This window comes from bacterium (genome assembly GCA_018830565.1).
Taxonomy (GTDB): Bacteria; UBA9089; JAHJRX01; order JAHJRX01; family JAHJRX01; genus JAHJRX01.
Window position 1 is genome coordinate 1 of record JAHJRX010000054.1, and the last position, 16,740, is coordinate 16,740.

Genomic DNA, 16,740 nt, shown 5'->3' on the forward strand with positions numbered 1-16,740 from the left:
AGTTAAGCCTTTATCAATTAGATTATTAATTAACTGATAACGATCGCTACCTGGTTCCGACAAACTTACTTTCTCTTTATTTTCAATAGTTAAGCCTTTATCAATTAGATTATTAATTAACTGATAACGATCGCTACCTGGCTCTGGCGAACTTACTTTCCCTTGGTCTTCTTTTTTTGTTTCTACCAATAAAGTTTTTACCAACAAAGATTTCTTCTTTTCTTTATTTATCACTTTAAGCTGGTTAATTTTTTCCGTGGCTACTTTTACCTCTTCTTTTAATTCTTTTACTTTATCTTCCAAGATATTAATATTAAGATTAGAGATTCGGTTAAATTCTCTCACTAATTCTAACATCTTCTCGTAAGAAGAATCTTTTTCATTATCTTGGTTGGTTTTTTTTGAATATAATTTAATTAAGCGCCAGTATAGTCCCACCACTATTATTAAGTTGATCATTAAAAGCAAAAGTAATAACTTCAAGAAAACATCCTAATTTTATTTGTAGCATACAGGTATCAGCCATCAACTTTCAGTTATTATCCTGACTACTGACACCTGACAACTAAACGTTGACTATTTTAAGACATCAATTAATCTGCCCTTGGTAGGATCTTTTGGCAAATCCTCTTTCTTTCCCTCTTCCTCTTCCTCTTTCTTTTTTCTTTCTCCTGGGGAATAACCACTACCTCTTTTTCCTTCAGGTTCTACTTTTTCACTTTCGGGTTGGTTAGCAGCTTCAACTTTTGTTTGCTGGATTCTGGCTTTCTCTACGGCTTTTTTATCAGCGTGATGCTGGCTATCAATAGGTGCTTGTTGGGCTGCTTGTTGTAAATTACTAACATTTGTTTGCTGAGCAATATTTACTTGAAAATCAAGAGGTTGAATAGCCATTTTTACTTTCCTTGATCTGTAAACGTTTAGCCTCTCCTTGGCCTTTACCTTCTTAATTGTCCTCTTCTTTTCCTTTAGTTATTTTAGGTTCTTCATAAGATAATACTTTAATCTGACCTACTTTTACTACAAAGGTAGAATATTTATATTCTTTTTTAAGAAATAAAGGCACAGTCCGAATGCACATCTTTACTCCTGGATAAATTATATTAAAAACACTAACCTTTCCCCCCGTTTCGGCAGAAAGTTCTTTTTGTAAAGAAATTAATCTTTCTGTAGTATCTCTTAATTTAGTCATTAATAAATTTTGAGCTCTTAAATGCTGAGCTAAAAGTTCTTCTTTTTCAGGAGAAAGTCGACTTCCAGAAAATTCTTTCTGTTTCACCAAGGTTTTTATTCCTAATTTTAATTCGTTAAAACTTTTCTTGTCAGTTTCAATCTCTTTTTCTAAATTAACAATACTTTCTCGACTATTAGGGGAAAGTCCTACTTCAACGCTAGTTTCTACTTCAGCCCAAGAACCAATAGTCCGAGCGTTTATTTCATCTTTAGCCCTTATCCTGCCTCCTAAAATTACTCCTTTTTTCCCGCCGTAAACAATAACTCGATTTTCAGCATCTACATTACTATGTATAATAGCTTCGCTTACTATCACATCTTTGCCTGCTACAACCACGGCATTCTCAATAAACTTAGCCACAACATTTCTCCCAGCTTTAATAAAACCTTCTCCTTTTCCAATTATTCCACTTTGGACTCTTATATCTCCTGCGGCCTCTATAGTAGCTTTTTCTACACACCCTTTTACTTCTACATCTCCTCCCGATTTAACATAAAAACCATCTCTAACGTTACCACCCACGATAACTGACCCTGCAAATTCAACATTTCCTACATCATAACCAACATCGCCCTTTATTTCATATGCCTGTTCTACATCAATTCTTGATTCACTCCAAATGATTCTGCCTGTCTTTCCAGCAAAAAGCGTTAGATTGTCATCCGAAGCATAGGTATTCCTTCCCATGGGAAGAGAAATATCTTTTCCTTCTTCTGCGGGAATCTCTTTTCCAGTAATAGTTTTACCATGCTTACCAGCGGTAGCTGGCATCTTTACTGCTATAATTTGACCTTCTTGAATATTTTCAATTAGATTTAGTTGTCGATAATCTATGCGACCGTTATCTTTTTCTGTAAAGTGAACCTTATCTCTAGTCGCATCAAATCTATAATCAATTATGGCATCATTTCCTTTAACAGGAGAAGTTCCTTTAGCTACTAAGATAGCTCGATGAAGTTCTCTTTTAGGATCTCTACAAATATCTTCAATTACTTCTTCCTCGTACCCATGTGTTACCCCTTGCTCTTTTAATAAGTTTTTAATCTCTTCAGGGATAACTTTAAATAATACTCCTTGAGGTGGAGGGGCAATGGTTAAGTAAGCACTCATTTCATCTTCCATGATTTCCACAATTAAGCATCCTTGCTTCTTTTCTTCTTGGATTTCTCCAACTTTAACAGGAAGACCAGCACTTTCTTCTACCGCCTGTTCGACTATATCTAGATCAATGTCTGTTAGTCCTCGTTCTTTGATGTGGAGCAAGATACTTTCTACGTTTACTTTCTCTCCTTCTCCTACCGGTGAATAGACTGTTAAAAATGCACCTTGAGAAGAAGTAGTGATTTTAAAATAACCATCTAAGTTCCAACTCTTCTTAGTCAATTTATTCCCTCTTTCTTGATACTAACTTTTAATTTTTAAGTTAACTTAGAATATTTCATGCAACCTTTACTCGAGCAGGGACAAGCCTCATCGCCTATATTTAGTTCCATGTATTCTATATATCATAAAATGTATCGTAAGCTAATATTTTTCAAATGTCTCATTATAACTAAGTTATAATTAAGCTATTTTCAAACACCGCTAAATTTTCGCCAACCAATTTTCATTGGGTATATCTTAACTAATTACCTCTTTAAATACCATTCTATGTTTACTAAGGTAACCACGTAATCTTAAAATTATCTTGGTATGCAATTGAGATACTCGAGATTCAGTAATTCCAAGCACTTCTCCAATTTCTTTTAAGGTAAGTTCTTCATAATAATAAAGGGCAATTACTTCTCTTTCTCGCTGAGGAAGTCTTTCCATAGCTTCTATTAATAACTTTTTTGCTTCTTCCTTTTCGGTAATAACTTCTGGGGTTTGACTTACGGGTCCTTCAATGGTCTCTATTACCGACACTTCGTTATCGTCGCTAATAGGGCAGATATCATCTAAAGACAAGAGGGTAGTTCCGCTAACTTCTGAGATCATTTTATTTAACTCTCCTATCGTAATACCTAATTCTTTAACTACCTCTTCATCAGTAGCCGGTCTTCCTAATTTATGTTCTAAATTAGCATAAATTATTTCTAATTCCTTACTTTTTTGACGAACAGAACGAGGAACCCAGTCAATTATTCGAAGTTCATCAAGAATAGCCCCTCTAATTCTTTGAATAGCATAGGTTTTAAACTTAATATTTTGATTAAGATCAAACTTTTCAATAGCATCAATTAAACCTATAATACCATAATGAACTAAGTCATTAAATTCTACGATAGGAGGGGTATTCATTGCAATTCTACCAGCAATATACTTTACCAAGGAAGCATACCTAAGAATAATTTCCTCTCTTAGTTCTTCTTTTAAGATTTCATCCTCAGTTTCTTTATAAACTCTCCATAATTCTTCTTCTTTTAGCTTTGTTTTCAACATGAACTTAGTCCTTGTCCAGATTATATTATAATTTGAAGATATATCCGCAGATTACGCAGATATAAACTTAGTCCTTGTCCAGATTATATTATAATTTGACCATAATAGCTACGATTAGTAAGACAATCATAATTAAAATAGCTAAGTCTACCGGTCTTAAGGGTAGAGGTGTAATTATCTTTTCTTTAATGGCTGTAGGAGTAAGCTTACTTAATAAGTTCTTTTTTTTATCTGGAAATCCTCCAAGAGAAGATTTAATCTTTACATTCTTAGAAACTACTGTGGTGCCTATAATCCCAGGACCAAACCTAACTTGCACTTTAATTTTATCAAATCCTACAGGAGTAAGGTCTTCTATATTGGCCACCGTAGAAATAATCTTATCTTTATCCCTTGCCCCCATTAACCCGGCTAAATATTGACCGATGGTAGTAGTATCGATTATTCTTACCGTTAAGCAATCACCAGGCTTTAATTCTGTAACTAATATACCACTGACTGGAGAGAGAATTAAGGCTATTTGTAAGGAAATTTCAGGAGCTAAGGAAGCTACTTCTGTTTTATTTAAAGTTTCTTCTTCTGAAGGTATTTTTTCTTTAGTCGCCTTTTTTTCAAGATAATCCCTCTCGAGCACCGTAAGTTGGTTAACATCCAAAACTAAATCTATGTTAGGGTCATCTAATAATCTTCCAATTTGAATACTTAAAATCCCTTTTAGTTCACTTATTTCAGAAGAGGCTAATGATTTAAAGATATTCTTTTTTTCCTCACTATTAACGTTATTGAATAAATCAATAAGATCATGATGAAGTTTAGCCATCTTTTTATTAGAGAGTTCACTCTTTCTAAGGCTAGCACTGTGAATATATTTTTCTAATTCGTCCCAATTACAGCCTATATCCCACTGGCAAAGTAAGGCATTTCTAGAGACTATTAAATCTAATTTTTTAATCTCTTGACCAATGTTATCAGCTTGAATTAAAAACAATCCGTATAACTTTTCAGTTTTACAAGCAAATCTTCCTTTAATAATAAAAGTATTTTTACTTGAAAGAGAAGTAATAATGGAAATAGCTTGCTCTAAATCTCTATTGTTAGATCTTAATATTGATTCAGCTTGTTCTTGGTTACAACCAGTTTTTTCTATTAATAAGGAAACCTGATCATTAAAATTATCTTTTTCCATATCTCAAAATTTATTTTTCATATATTTTATATAAAGATACAATACCTTATTATAAATAATACCATATCATCTTAATTCCTGCAATATTTTTTTCACTAAATCTAAATTGTTCTTAACATTTAACACTCTTAGAATATTCTTACCTTGAGGATCTAATCTTAAATTATTATTATTTTCCACTAATTTTACTAATTTAGAAACTAATTTATTATCTACTTCCATAAACCTTAGGCAAGCTTCATCTTCTATAATGGTTACAGATTCTACCTTTACCTTCTTGCTAATTATTTTCATTTCAATGATTTTAAATAAATTATCAATAACCTTAGGAATCTTACCAAATCTATCCTTTAATTCTTCTTTATATTCCCCTAACTCTTCTATCTTCTTGATAGAAGCCATTCTTTTATACATAGCTTGTTTAATCTTTGGAGCGGAGATAAAACTTTCTGGAATGTAAGCATCTATATTTAAGTCAATCTTTGGATTTATTTCTTGAGAAATGTTTTCGCCTTTAATTTTAGCTATTTCTTGGGATAAAAGGTTACAGTATAAACCAAAACCAACCGCCACTATATTCCCATGTTGACGATGTCCTAAAATATTTCCTGTCCCTCGAATTTCTAAGTCTCTCATAGCAATCTTAAACCCACAGCCTAATTCTGTACATTCCATAATAGTTTTTAACCTTTCCTGAGATGGCTTAGATAAACTTTTTTGGGATGGATATAATAAATAAGCATAGGCAAGATGATTTGTCCTTCCTACTCGTCCTCTTAATTGGTAAAGTTGAGATAGTCCAAATTCATGAGCATCATTAATAATTATAGTGTTTACAGAAGGAATATCTAATCCTGACTCAATAATAGAAGTAGAAAGCAAAAGATCATATTCTTTTTTAATAAATTTCATCATTATATTTTCTAAGTCTTTTCCAGGCATTTGTCCATGAGCTATAACTATTTTTACTTCTGGGATTAGAGAAGACAAATAATTATATATCTCTTTTATGGTTACTACTTTATTATGAACAAAGTAAATTTGCCCACCACGATCTATTTCTCTTAAAATTGCTTTTTTTATAATATCTTGGTCAAATTTTGTAACTAATGTTCTTATCGGAAAACGTTCTGGGGGTGGAGTATTAATTACGCTTATATCTCTAATTCCTACAAAAGACATATAAAGAGTTCGGGGAATGGGAGTCGCAGTTAAGGTTAATATGTCTACCTCTTTATGTAATCTTTTCATCTTTTCTTTATGAGTAACGCCAAATCTTTGTTCTTCATCAATAATTAGAAGTCCTAAATTTTTAAATACCACGTCTTTTTGTAATAACCTATGGGTTCCAATAATGATATCTATCTTTCCATCTTTAAGTTCTTCGACAATCTTCTTTTGTTCATTTTGGGTTTTAAATCGACTTAATATTTCTACACAAATAGGAAAATTTTTAAATCTTTCTCTAAGTGTTAAATAATGTTGTTGAGCTAAGATAGTGGTAGGAACTAAAATTCCCACTTGTTTATTATTCATTACTGCTTTAAACGCTGCTCTGATGGCTACTTCTGTCTTTCCATAGCCAACATCTCCACAAACCAATCTATCCATCGGAAAAGGACTTTCCATATCCTTTTTTACTTCAGCCAAACTTTTTAACTGATCTTCTGTTTCTTGGTATATAAAACTTTCTTCAAGCTCGCATTGCCATTTTGAATCTTTAGAAAATGAAAATCCTGACAAAACTTTGCGATAAGCATATAATTCTAAAAGTTCTTTAGCTACCTTTTGAACAGATTCTTTAACTCTTTTTTTTACTTGATTCCAAAGATTTCCACCTAAAGGATAGAGAGGAGGGTTTTCTCCTCCAGTATACTTCTCTACCAAGTGCATCTGATCTAAAGGGAGATATAGCTTATCATTATTGTCATATTCTAAAACTAAATAATCTCTTTTTATCCCTTGAGTCTCTATATTTTTAATGCCTAGATATCGACCAATGCCATAATTTACGTGGACCACATAATCGTGAATATCTAATTCTCTGTAATCTTTAACTACCCATTTTTCTGTAGATTTATATCTCCTTTTAGAGATCTTGATTTTTTCCCATATTTCTTGCTCGCTAATTACTACTAATTTAATCTCTTCTTCTAAAAAGCCATGAAGATAAACATTTTCTTCAAAGATAAAGATCTTAATTTTCTCCTTCAGGGCAACCTCTTCTTCTATTGAACTTAAAATTCTTTCTTCTTGGAGTTTTGATCTTACTAATACAACTACCTCATAATTTTTTGCTTGCCAATTTAACAAGTCTTCTACTAATAAACTAATTTTTCCATTATAACTTACCAGAAAAGGGATGTTAAAGAAGATTTCAGAAGATTTTATCTCGGTATTATTGATTAAAGAAGTATGAATTAGATAATATCTTGATAAAATATTTTTAATATCTTCTATCTTGATAAAGATTTCAGCAGGAGAGGGGATTTTTTTACTAATCAGTAATCTTTCTTGATAAAAATCATCTATCTCTTTTTGTAGATTCTTATATTCAAAGTAAAATCTTGACCACTCATCGATAACTAATAAAACTTCTTCGGGAACATATTCAAAGAAAGAAACTTTTTGTCCTTGGCAATCGCATAAAATGGATTCATTTCTAGCTAAGATTAGCACTTCTTCAAGATGTCGTAATGATCCTTGAGTAGAAATATTAAATTCTCTGATGGACTCTATGACATCTCCAAAAAATTCCACTCTAAGAGGTACCTCACTTGGTGGGTAAAGATCAACTATACCTCCCTGTGCTCTAAAATATCCTTCTTCCTCTACTTGCTCGCAGATTTCATATCCAAAACTAACTAAGATCTTAATCAATTCATCTCTATTGGTCTCTTCTCCTTTCTTGATAAGGATCTTTTTAGTCTGTAATTCCTTTGGAGGTATAAGTTTATAAGAGATTGATCTAGAAAAGGCTACAACTATCATTTGTTCTTTAGCCAGAAACTTAAATAATATTTTTATTCGTTCTCCCATTAATCCTTCAGCAGGCCTTTGTTCTTCATAAGGCAAAATTTCCCAAGAAGGAAATAAAAAGGTGTTTTTTGTGAAAAGAAGTAAATTTTGATGAAGTTCTTCGGCTTCATTCTGAGTAGGGGTGATAATCAAGATGGTCTTTTTTTCTTTTTCAAATAAAGCTGATAACAAGTAAGCTTTAGTTAAGATACTTAAACCTATCACCTTTTGCTCTTTTTGTTTTTTTGATAAGTTTTTTAATATTTCTTTGAAATTTTTATGAATATATAATTTTGAGAGTAAATAATTTAAAAACATAATTATAAGTCGTAGAAAAAAGGAATTTTAGAAAATTATAAACAATTTAACATTAAGGTGTCAATAAGATATCTATCAATTCCAGAGCACTTATTAATGAAAATTTGACCTAGAGCAAGTTAATTTGAGGGCAAACAAGCTTATCTTTTGTTACTCGGTATTATTTCCTATGTCCGGTTTTCGTTGATAACTACTATAATGATAGACTTGATGGAGTTAAATGCAAGGATATGACTTGTCCTGTCCGGAACAGCATCTTTTCATGACAGTTTTTTCATAATTAGAATTGCTGATTCTGCATTTGACAGATAAAGAATGTTATGGTAAAATTTTATTAAGTAAATAATCTCATTTGTGGCTAAAAACAAGGAAAGACAATTATGACCCCAGTAGTTTCTATAGTAGGCCAAAAAAATAGTGGCAAGACTACCTTAATAGAAAAAGTGATTCCTGAATTAAAAAAGCGTGGCTATCGGATTGGAACAATTAAGCATACAATCCATGAAATTAAAGCCAAAGATATTGATCGTCAAGACAAGGATACTTATCGACATCAGATGGTTGGTGCAGAAATCGTAATTTTATCGGGACCAAATAAATTAATGCTTCTCAATGAAGTAAAAACTCCTCTTTGTCTTGACAAGATTAGAAAAAAATACTTAGATGAAATGGATCTTATTTTAACCGAAGGTTATAAATCTGAAGATAAACCAAAGATCGAAGTCTTTCGTCAGGAAGCAGCCGAAAAAGAAGAACTATTGTCCTCAGTAGAGAAAGATAATTTGGTAGCAGTGGTAAGTAATCTTAAATTTGAGCTTAACATCCCCTTTTTTGGATTAGATGATTACTTAAAAGTAGCTGACTTTCTCGAAAAAAGATTCATTAAAAAGGAAAGGTCATTAGAGATAAAGCTAACTGTTAATCAGAAAGAAATTTTTCTTAAAAGTTTTATAAGTAAGTTTCTTAAAAATTCTATTGTCGGTATGATTAGTTCCTTGCATAGCATTCCTGAAAACCTCCAAGAGATAGAAGTAAAGATAAAATTACTAAAAGATATCCCCAAGGAGAAATGAAAAGATGATTTCGCCAGATGAAGCTTTGAAAATTATCCTTCAATCAGTCAAGGCAAGTGAAGAAACAGAAGAAGTCTCTATCATAGAAGCTTTTGGCCGAACATTGGGAAAAGAGATTTATGCCAAGATAGATCTACCCTTATTTGATAATTCAGCTATGGATGGATATGCTTTAAAGGCCATTGATACTCAAGGAGCATCACCAGAGGTATCAGTAATTTTAGAAGTAATTGAAGAGGTGCCCGCTGGATATTTCCCGACTCAAAAGATTAGTCCAGGCCAAGCCACTAAGATTATGACTGGCGCCCCTATTCCAGAAGGAGCAGATACGGTCTTAATGAAAGAGTTCACCGAGATTAAAGGCAATCAGATCAAGGTATTCAAAGAGGCAAAAGTTGGGGAAAATATTCGCCATCGAGGCGAAGATGTCCGGATTGGTCAGTTAGTTCTTGAAAAAGGTAAGTTAATTAACCCATCGGTGGTGGGGATGTTAGCTACATTAGGTAAAGACAAAGTCAGAGTAGTAAAAAGACCCACCATTGCTGTATTAGCTACCGGTGATGAGTTAACAAAAATTGACGAAATACTCCTCCCGGGCAAGATTCACGATAGCAATTCTTATGCCTTGTTATCTTTGATCCAAAAACATGGTGGAGTAGCTAAACTTCTTGGCATTGCAAAAGATAACTTAGATCAAATTAAGGAAAAGATAAAAGAAGGCTTTAATTACGATTTCCTGGTAATCTCTGGTGGGGTCTCCGTAGGTGATTATGATTTAGTTCATCAAGCTCTGGAGGACTTAGGGGTAGAGATAAAGTTTTCTCAAGTAGCGATAAAGCCCGGCAAGCCTTTGACCTTTGGCTTATTAAAAGATAAATTAGTCTTTGGTTTGCCTGGTAATGTGGTTTCGGTAATCGTTTGTTTTGAAAAGTTTATTCGGCCAGTAATTTTAAAGATGCTAAACCAGAAAGATTTAAAATTGCCAATGGTCACTGCTGAATTAAAGACAGCTATTGAAAAAAAAGGTAATCGACGTTATTTTTTTATGGCCAAAGTAACCTGGGAAAACGGAAAGTACTGGGCATTACCAACCAGATCTCAAAGTTCAGGTTCTCTAAGGTCAATGATTATGGCTAATGGACTTATTATTGTTCCAGAATCGGTAAAAAAGATTCCCGCCCAAGATATGGTTCTGGTAGAAATGTTGGAATTTCCATCCTTCTTGCCAGCCTGAGTTAGGATATTTCTCTATTATAAAAAAAATATAAGAGGAACAAATGTCTCTGGCAGATGAAATAAGCCAATGGATTAAGACTAAAGTAGAAGAAGCCAAGGCAAAAGGTGTTGTCGTTGGACTTAGTGGTGGCCTCGATTCTTCCGTAGTAGCTGCTTTAGTCAAAAAAGCGCTGGGAGATAATGTCTTAGGGCTAATCATGCCTTGTCAAAGCAACCCCATAGATGAAGAAGATGCTTTACTGGTAGTCTCAAGATTAAATCTTAAGATAGAAAAAGTATCATTAGATGTTACCTACAGTAAGTTATTAGAAACGCTCCCTTTTGGTAATAAGTTAGCCTTGGCTAATTTAAAACCCAAGTTATTAGAAACGCTCCCTTTTGGTAATAAGTTAGCCTTGGCTAATTTAAAGCCCAAGTTATTAGAAACGCTCCCTTTTGGTAATAAGTTAGCCTTGGCTAATTTAAAACCAAGATTAAGAATGCTCATTTTATACTATTTTGCCAATAGTTTAAACTACTTAGTAGCCGGCACCGGCAATAAATCAGAGATTATGGCTGGTTATTTTACTAAGTATGGAGATGGAGGGGTGGACATCTTACCTATTGGAGGATTATTGAAGACAGAGGTAAGAGCCTTAGCCAAGGAATTCAATCTTCCAAAAAAAGTCTTAGAAAAAGCACCTACCGCTGGATTATGGCCAGAACAAACAGATGAAGATGAGTTAGGCCTCACTTATCATGACTTGGATGAAATCTTAAAGAGATTAGAGTCTAATGAAATCACCAATTTACCTCAAAAATTGGTGATTAAAGTTAAAAAATTAGTAGAAATTTCGCAGCATAAGAGAATGTTACCCTTGGTATTTAAACAAGATCTAAGTTAAGGTAAATATGTTACGAGTAATTTCTGGAATTGCCAGAGGAAGTAAGCTTAAGAACGTAAATCTTTCTTCTACTCGACCTATTCAGGATCGAGTAAAAGAGTCGTTATTTAATATCTTAAAAGATAACCTTGAAGATTCTCTCTTTTTAGATTTATTTGCTGGCACTGGAAGTGTAGGAGTTGAAGCTTTAAGTCAAGGTTGCCAAAAAGCCATCTTTGTAGAAAATAATTACCAAGCGATAGAAGTAATAAAATTTAACCTAAAAAAAACAAATTTTATCCTTAAGTCTCAAGTCATAGACCAAGATGTTTTTAAGGCGATAAAGATGCTTCACCAGCAAAAACAAGTATTTGACTTTATCTTTGTAGGACCTCCTCAATTTAAGGATCTTTTAAGTAAAACCTTACTAAGTTTAAAAGAATATCCTTTGTATATTCCCTCTACGACCATAATTATTGGCCAAGCTCACCCTAAAGAAGAGCTTAAAGAGATTCCTTCCTTTAGATTACAAGAAAAAAGAAGATATGGAAATACAGTCCTCTTATTTTATAAAGTTGATCCTTAAAGAGAAAGATTGAGGCTGGTTGAATTAGCCAGTAATTTGCTATAATCTAAAATAAGACCAAAGGCGAGGTGAAGAAATGGACGAATTATATTTAACTACCGATAGATTATAAGAAAAAAGAAGATATGGAAATACAGTCCTCTTGTTTTATAAAGTTGATCCTTAAAGAGAAAGATTGAGGCTGGTTGAATTAGCCAGTAATTTGCTATAATTTAAAATAAGACCAAAGGCGAGGTGAAAAAATGGACGAATTATATTTAACTACCGAAGGACTAAATAAACTAAAAGAAGAATTAAATTATTTAAAGAATGTCAGAAGAGGAGAGCTTTCTAAAGCCATCGGTGAAGCCCGAGACTTAGGGGACCTTCGTGAAAATGCAGAATATCAATCAGCCAAGGAAGAACAAGGACGAACAGAAGCCAAAATTAGATTCCTTGAAGAAAAGATAAGCCGGGCAAAACTTGTAGAAAATGAAAAGTTTCCCACTGATACCATTTGTATTGGTTCTAAAGTAAAATTAGAAGACTTAGATAAAAATTTAGAGCAAATTTATACTTTGGTTAGTCCCTTAGAAACAGATTTTAATTCTGGAAAAATATCAATTAAATCTCCTGTCGCTAAAGGACTATTAGGAAAAAAAGTAAGTGAGGTAGTAGAAATTAATATTCCCGCTGGTCAATTACACTACAAAATATTAGATATCTCTAGATGAGAAAAAAGAGTTATGCAAGTCCTCTACTTCCAAAGCAAAATTAGTAAAGACCTTAGCGATTGTAGGATCAAACTGTTTTCCGGAGCAAACCTCTACCTGAGAGAAGGCCTCTTTTAGACTCATCTTTTTCCGATAAGGACGATCACTGACCATCGCATCAAAAGCATCAGCCAGGCAAAGGACTCTCGCCATTAAAGGAATATCTTCACCACTTAAACCTTGAGGATAACCTCCTCCGCTAAAACGTTCATGATGAAACATAATGGCTGGAATAATATTAGCTAATTTTTTTATTGATCTTAGTATATTAGCGCTCTTGACCGGATGTTCTTTTACTTTGTCAAATTCTTCAGCAGTTAAGTTTCCTGGCTTGTGAAGAATTTCCAAGGATATACCTATCTTGCCAATATCATGAAAAAGTCCAGCTAAATATATTTTGTCTCTTTTTTCCTTAGAAAAATTTAGTTTCTCAGCTATAAAGACAGCATATTGAGCAACCCGAGATGAATGACCGAAAGTATATTGGTCTGCAGTGTCTATGGCTGAAGATAAAGCACTAGTAACTTCTAGAAATAGCTCTTGGAGTTCTTGATAATGAGCAACTTTATCAATAGAGATTGAACATAAACAAGAAACAGTAGATACACTCTTTAGATCATAAGCACTAAATACTTGGTCAATCTTGTCAAATAAACAAAGGACGTTTATTTCTCTATCGTTTATTCTAAAAGGAACAATAAGGACACTTTCTTCTGCTAATCCGAAATATCTATCTTTATGTCTATAAACCTGATTATCTAAAACCGTTCTTTTCTCTAATATTTTAGGTAGGATAAAGTCATTAAAATATGAGTTGTTCTTGATATTAATAGCTGTCCCTAATTGGTCATTATTAAGACCTTCACTGCTCTTTATGTCAATAGTTTTACTTCCTTCCTTGATCGTCCCAATTAAGCCTTTTTTAACATTAATTTGGTTAACTAAGTATAAAATTACTATCTTATACATCTTACTTAAATCATATAAGTGAGTCAGATGCTTGCTTACATTAAAAAGTAATGATAATTCTTCTTCTATCCTTGCCTTCTCTTCTCTTTTTTTAAGCAGTTCTAAAATATAAAGATGATCTTTTTCTTCAAGAAAATGGTGCTCTAATTTATTCTTTAAGTCTTCCTTTAAAGTCAAATCCAGATCTTGACGGGTTTTTTCATCTTTATCTGCTAACAAGAATCTGTTCATTTTGCACCTATTGATTTAATTAAAGGAAAAAACTTGTGGAAAAATTTGCCCCTTAATCTTTGATAAACTCTAAAATAGCTTTACTTACTTCTCCTGGTTTTTCTATTTGAGAGACATGACCACAATTTTCAATCATTAAAAGCTTAGAGCCTTTAATATCTTCATTTAATTGATAAGCAAAAGAAGGAGGAATAATGCTATCTTGATCTCCCCAAATAATTAAAGTAGGGACACGGATCTTTTTAATTATCTTTTCTTTAAAAAATTGGTCATCAGTCTTTAGTTTTAAGATTTGTCGAGCTGTCCAAATTAGAGCATCTGTAGCTTTTGGAATCTTTATATATTGAGCATAAATTTTAATATCTTCATCGGTAATAAGTTTTTTATTATACACCATTTGCCTGACTGTATATTTTACTAAAAAATACTTAGGCAAGATGGCAAAAGCTATCTTAGGAATAACTGAAAAAGCAGCAAATCTAAGATAAAAAGGTGGTTTTTGGTTATAACATAAAGAATTAATTAAAATTAGTTTTTCCACCATTTGGGAATGCTCTTTGGCAAAGATCATGGCTAATCCACCACCATATGAGTTTCCAACAATAGTAGCTTTATCTAAATTAATACTCTTCATAAATCCGTGAAATAGATCAGCTATCTTATAAATGGAATAATCTTCTTCCTTTTCCGGCTTATCTGACTGGCCCACTCCCCTCATATTCCAAAAAATAACTCTATATCCCTGAGAAGCTAACTTATTTACTAAATGTCTCCAATCATAATCATTGCCTCCTAATCCATGAAGCAAGACGATAGTTTCTTTCCCCGTCCCTTCAACAAAGTATTGTATTCTTTCCTTACCTACATAAGCAAATTTCTCTTCACCTAATTTAAAAATTTCTTTAGCTAGTAAAGAATCTCTAATCAGTAAAAAAAAAGTTATTAAAGCTACTGACAAGAAAAATAAAGTGGTCTTTAATTTACTCATATCTTTTTATCCTATATGGCCTCTCAAAATATTGCAAAATTCACGAAAGTCCAATTAGCTATCCTCTTTCTTCTTTTAATAAGAATTTTTTCTAAATAAATAACTAGCTATTAAAAATATCACTGCGGAAAATATTATCAAGACCGTTAAATCTTTGATCACCGAAAATTGAGTAACTTCAATTAAAGCAGCCCTAAGCCCATCCACTCCATAAGAAAGAGGGTTTAAGTAAAAAGCATATTTTAACCAATTAGGAAGCTTATCTAAAGGAAAGAAAGCTCCGGACAATAAAAACATAGGCATAATTAAGAAATTTACCATTAACTGATAACCATGGGGATCGTTCATTTTAGAAGCAAAGGCAATACCTAATGTAACTAAAGGAAAAGAGGTTAAAAACATAAAAATTAAAGAAAGTAAAATTCCTGAAAAAGAAGGTAACTTTATTCCAATTACCAAAGAAAGAAGTAACATTAAGATAGCTTGAATTAAGGCCGTGGTACTTCCTCCTAAGGCTTTACCTAAAACAACGCCACTACTTGATACCGGAGCAACCATAATCTCTTTTAAAAACCCAAACTGCTTATCCCAAATTACAGAAAATCCTGTAAACATTGAAGAAAAAAGAAGAATCATTCCTATTACTCCAGGCATCATAAAATCTATATATCTATTTCTCCCCATAGAGATATTAAAGGCAGAACTAAAACCTGTTCCTAAGATCACTAAAAAGAAAAAAGGCATGCCTAAAGAACCAATAATTCTACTTTTTGCTCTAAAAAAACGTATCATTTCCCTTAACCAAATAGTATAAATAGTATTCAAATTTTTCTCCGCCTTAATTTGAGACGTTCTCTCAGGTGTATTTTGTTATCTGGATAATCTTCTTTAATCTCTTTTCCCGTGTAATAAAGATAAACATCATCTAAAGTTGGTCTATTTATCCTTAAAGAATTTACCTTAATCTGATGTTGATACATCTTTTCTAAAATTTGAGAAACCTTACTTTCGCCTTCATTTAAAAATATTCTTACTGTTTTATTATCTTCTATCTTAATCTCGTGAATATAAGGAAGATTAAGGACTAATCTTAGATCTTCTTTTGTCTCTGACACTTCTAAGATAATCATATCTTTATTAATATTATTTTTTAAGTTAAAAGGAGTATCTAAGGCAATAATTTCCCCTTTATTCATGATGGCAATTTGATCGCATAAATTGTCTGCTTCATCCATGCAATGCGTAGTTAAAATAATAGTCATCCCTTCTTCTTTTAATCTTTTAATATAGTCCCAAATATGCTTCTTGGTCTGAGGATCAAGCCCTAAAGTAGGCTCATCTAAAAATAATACCTTAGGAAAGTGCAATAAACCTCGGGCAATTTCTAATCTTCTTCGCATTCCCCCTGAAAATGTCTTGACTACTTTATCTCTCTTATCATCTAAGCCCACTAATCTTAACAATTCTTCTATCTTTTTCTTTCTTAAATTAAGAGGAATTTTATACAACCTGCCGTGAAAATCAATATTTTCAAAAGCAGTCAATTCTTCATCTAAACTAGAATCTTGAAAAACAATGCCAATAGAACTACGGACTTTATCTTGTTGCTTAACAACATCATAATTCCAAACATAAGCAGTTCCAGAAGAAGGTTTAATTAAAGTACAAAGTATGGAAATTATCGTCGTCTTACCTGCTCCGTTAGGTCCTAATAAACCCAAGAGTTCGCCTTCTTTAACCTGCAAATTTATCTTATTGACAGCTATATTCCCATTAAATACTTTAGTTAAATCTGTTGTCTCTACCGCTAACATCTTAACCTTAAACTAAATTAGCCGAGGATAACTCCCGGCTAATTATTTAAA

General features: G+C 32.6%; 15 protein-coding genes. 5 read left to right on the forward strand and 10 right to left on the reverse strand.

What is annotated here, in order from left to right; translation table 11 throughout:
• From KJ849_04975 to mfd, 6 genes are all read right to left on the reverse strand, one after another.
• On the reverse strand, positions 1-483 hold a 483-nt coding region (locus KJ849_04975), incomplete at its 3' end, for a hypothetical protein (GenBank protein ID MBU2599905.1).
• Positions 484-576: 93 nt separating this feature from the next.
• On the reverse strand, positions 577-894 hold the full coding sequence (locus KJ849_04980; protein MBU2599906.1) for a hypothetical protein: 318 nt from the start codon (positions 892-894) through the stop codon (positions 577-579).
• A gap of 52 nt (positions 895-946) precedes the next feature.
• Complete coding sequence (locus KJ849_04985; protein ID MBU2599907.1) at positions 947-2,617, reverse strand: FapA family protein; 1,671 nt, start codon at positions 2,615-2,617, stop codon at positions 947-949.
• A gap of 237 nt (positions 2,618-2,854) precedes the next feature.
• The gene (whiG, locus tag KJ849_04990; protein ID MBU2599908.1) at positions 2,855-3,655 is read right to left on the reverse strand and encodes an RNA polymerase sigma factor WhiG; all 801 of its coding nucleotides are present in this window, start codon (positions 3,653-3,655) and stop codon (positions 2,855-2,857) included.
• 88 nt (positions 3,656-3,743) lie between these two features.
• A complete protein-coding gene (locus KJ849_04995) occupies positions 3,744-4,841 on the reverse strand; it encodes a hypothetical protein (GenBank protein MBU2599909.1) in 1,098 nt (365 codons plus the stop codon).
• Between the two features lie 66 nt (positions 4,842-4,907).
• Complete coding sequence (mfd, locus tag KJ849_05000; protein MBU2599910.1) at positions 4,908-8,084, reverse strand: transcription-repair coupling factor; 3,177 nt, start codon at positions 8,082-8,084, stop codon at positions 4,908-4,910.
• A 473-nt stretch (positions 8,085-8,557) separates the two neighbouring features.
• Here mfd and mobB point away from each other — a divergent pair, with 473 nt between their 5' ends.
• The 5 genes from mobB (at position 8,558) to greA (ending at position 12,648) form a co-directional block, all read left to right on the forward strand.
• Complete coding sequence (gene mobB / locus KJ849_05005; protein ID MBU2599911.1) at positions 8,558-9,250, forward strand: molybdopterin-guanine dinucleotide biosynthesis protein B; 693 nt, start codon at positions 8,558-8,560, stop codon at positions 9,248-9,250.
• A gap of 4 nt (positions 9,251-9,254) precedes the next feature.
• Positions 9,255-10,484: a molybdopterin molybdotransferase MoeA gene (locus KJ849_05010; GenBank protein ID MBU2599912.1), complete on the forward strand. Its 1,230-nt coding sequence runs from the start codon at positions 9,255-9,257 to the stop codon at positions 10,482-10,484.
• Between the two features lie 43 nt (positions 10,485-10,527).
• A complete protein-coding gene (nadE, locus tag KJ849_05015; GenBank protein MBU2599913.1) occupies positions 10,528-11,370 on the forward strand; it encodes an NAD(+) synthase in 843 nt (280 codons plus the stop codon).
• A 7-nt stretch (positions 11,371-11,377) separates the two neighbouring features.
• Complete coding sequence (rsmD, locus tag KJ849_05020) at positions 11,378-11,935, forward strand: 16S rRNA (guanine(966)-N(2))-methyltransferase RsmD (protein MBU2599914.1); 558 nt, start codon at positions 11,378-11,380, stop codon at positions 11,933-11,935.
• A gap of 242 nt (positions 11,936-12,177) precedes the next feature.
• Entirely contained in the window at positions 12,178-12,648 is a 471-nt protein-coding gene (gene greA, locus KJ849_05025; protein ID MBU2599915.1) for a transcription elongation factor GreA, read from the forward strand.
• On the opposite strand, the gene KJ849_05030 is transcribed toward greA, so the two are convergent.
• From KJ849_05030 to KJ849_05045, 4 genes are all read right to left on the reverse strand, one after another.
• Positions 12,631-13,887 (reverse strand): HD-GYP domain-containing protein, encoded by a 1,257-nt coding sequence (locus KJ849_05030; protein MBU2599916.1) that lies wholly within the window; start codon positions 13,885-13,887, stop codon positions 12,631-12,633. The two genes, greA and KJ849_05030, sit on opposite strands and share 18 nt — an antisense overlap.
• Positions 13,888-13,939: 52 nt before the next feature.
• On the reverse strand, positions 13,940-14,875 hold the full coding sequence (locus KJ849_05035) for an alpha/beta hydrolase (protein MBU2599917.1): 936 nt from the start codon (positions 14,873-14,875) through the stop codon (positions 13,940-13,942).
• Positions 14,876-14,950: 75 nt separating this feature from the next.
• A complete protein-coding gene (locus KJ849_05040; GenBank protein ID MBU2599918.1) occupies positions 14,951-15,667 on the reverse strand; it encodes an ABC transporter permease in 717 nt (238 codons plus the stop codon).
• A 29-nt stretch (positions 15,668-15,696) separates the two neighbouring features.
• The gene (locus KJ849_05045) at positions 15,697-16,689 is read right to left on the reverse strand and encodes an ATP-binding cassette domain-containing protein (GenBank protein MBU2599919.1); all 993 of its coding nucleotides are present in this window, start codon (positions 16,687-16,689) and stop codon (positions 15,697-15,699) included.
• Positions 16,690-16,740: the final 51 nt, after the last annotated feature.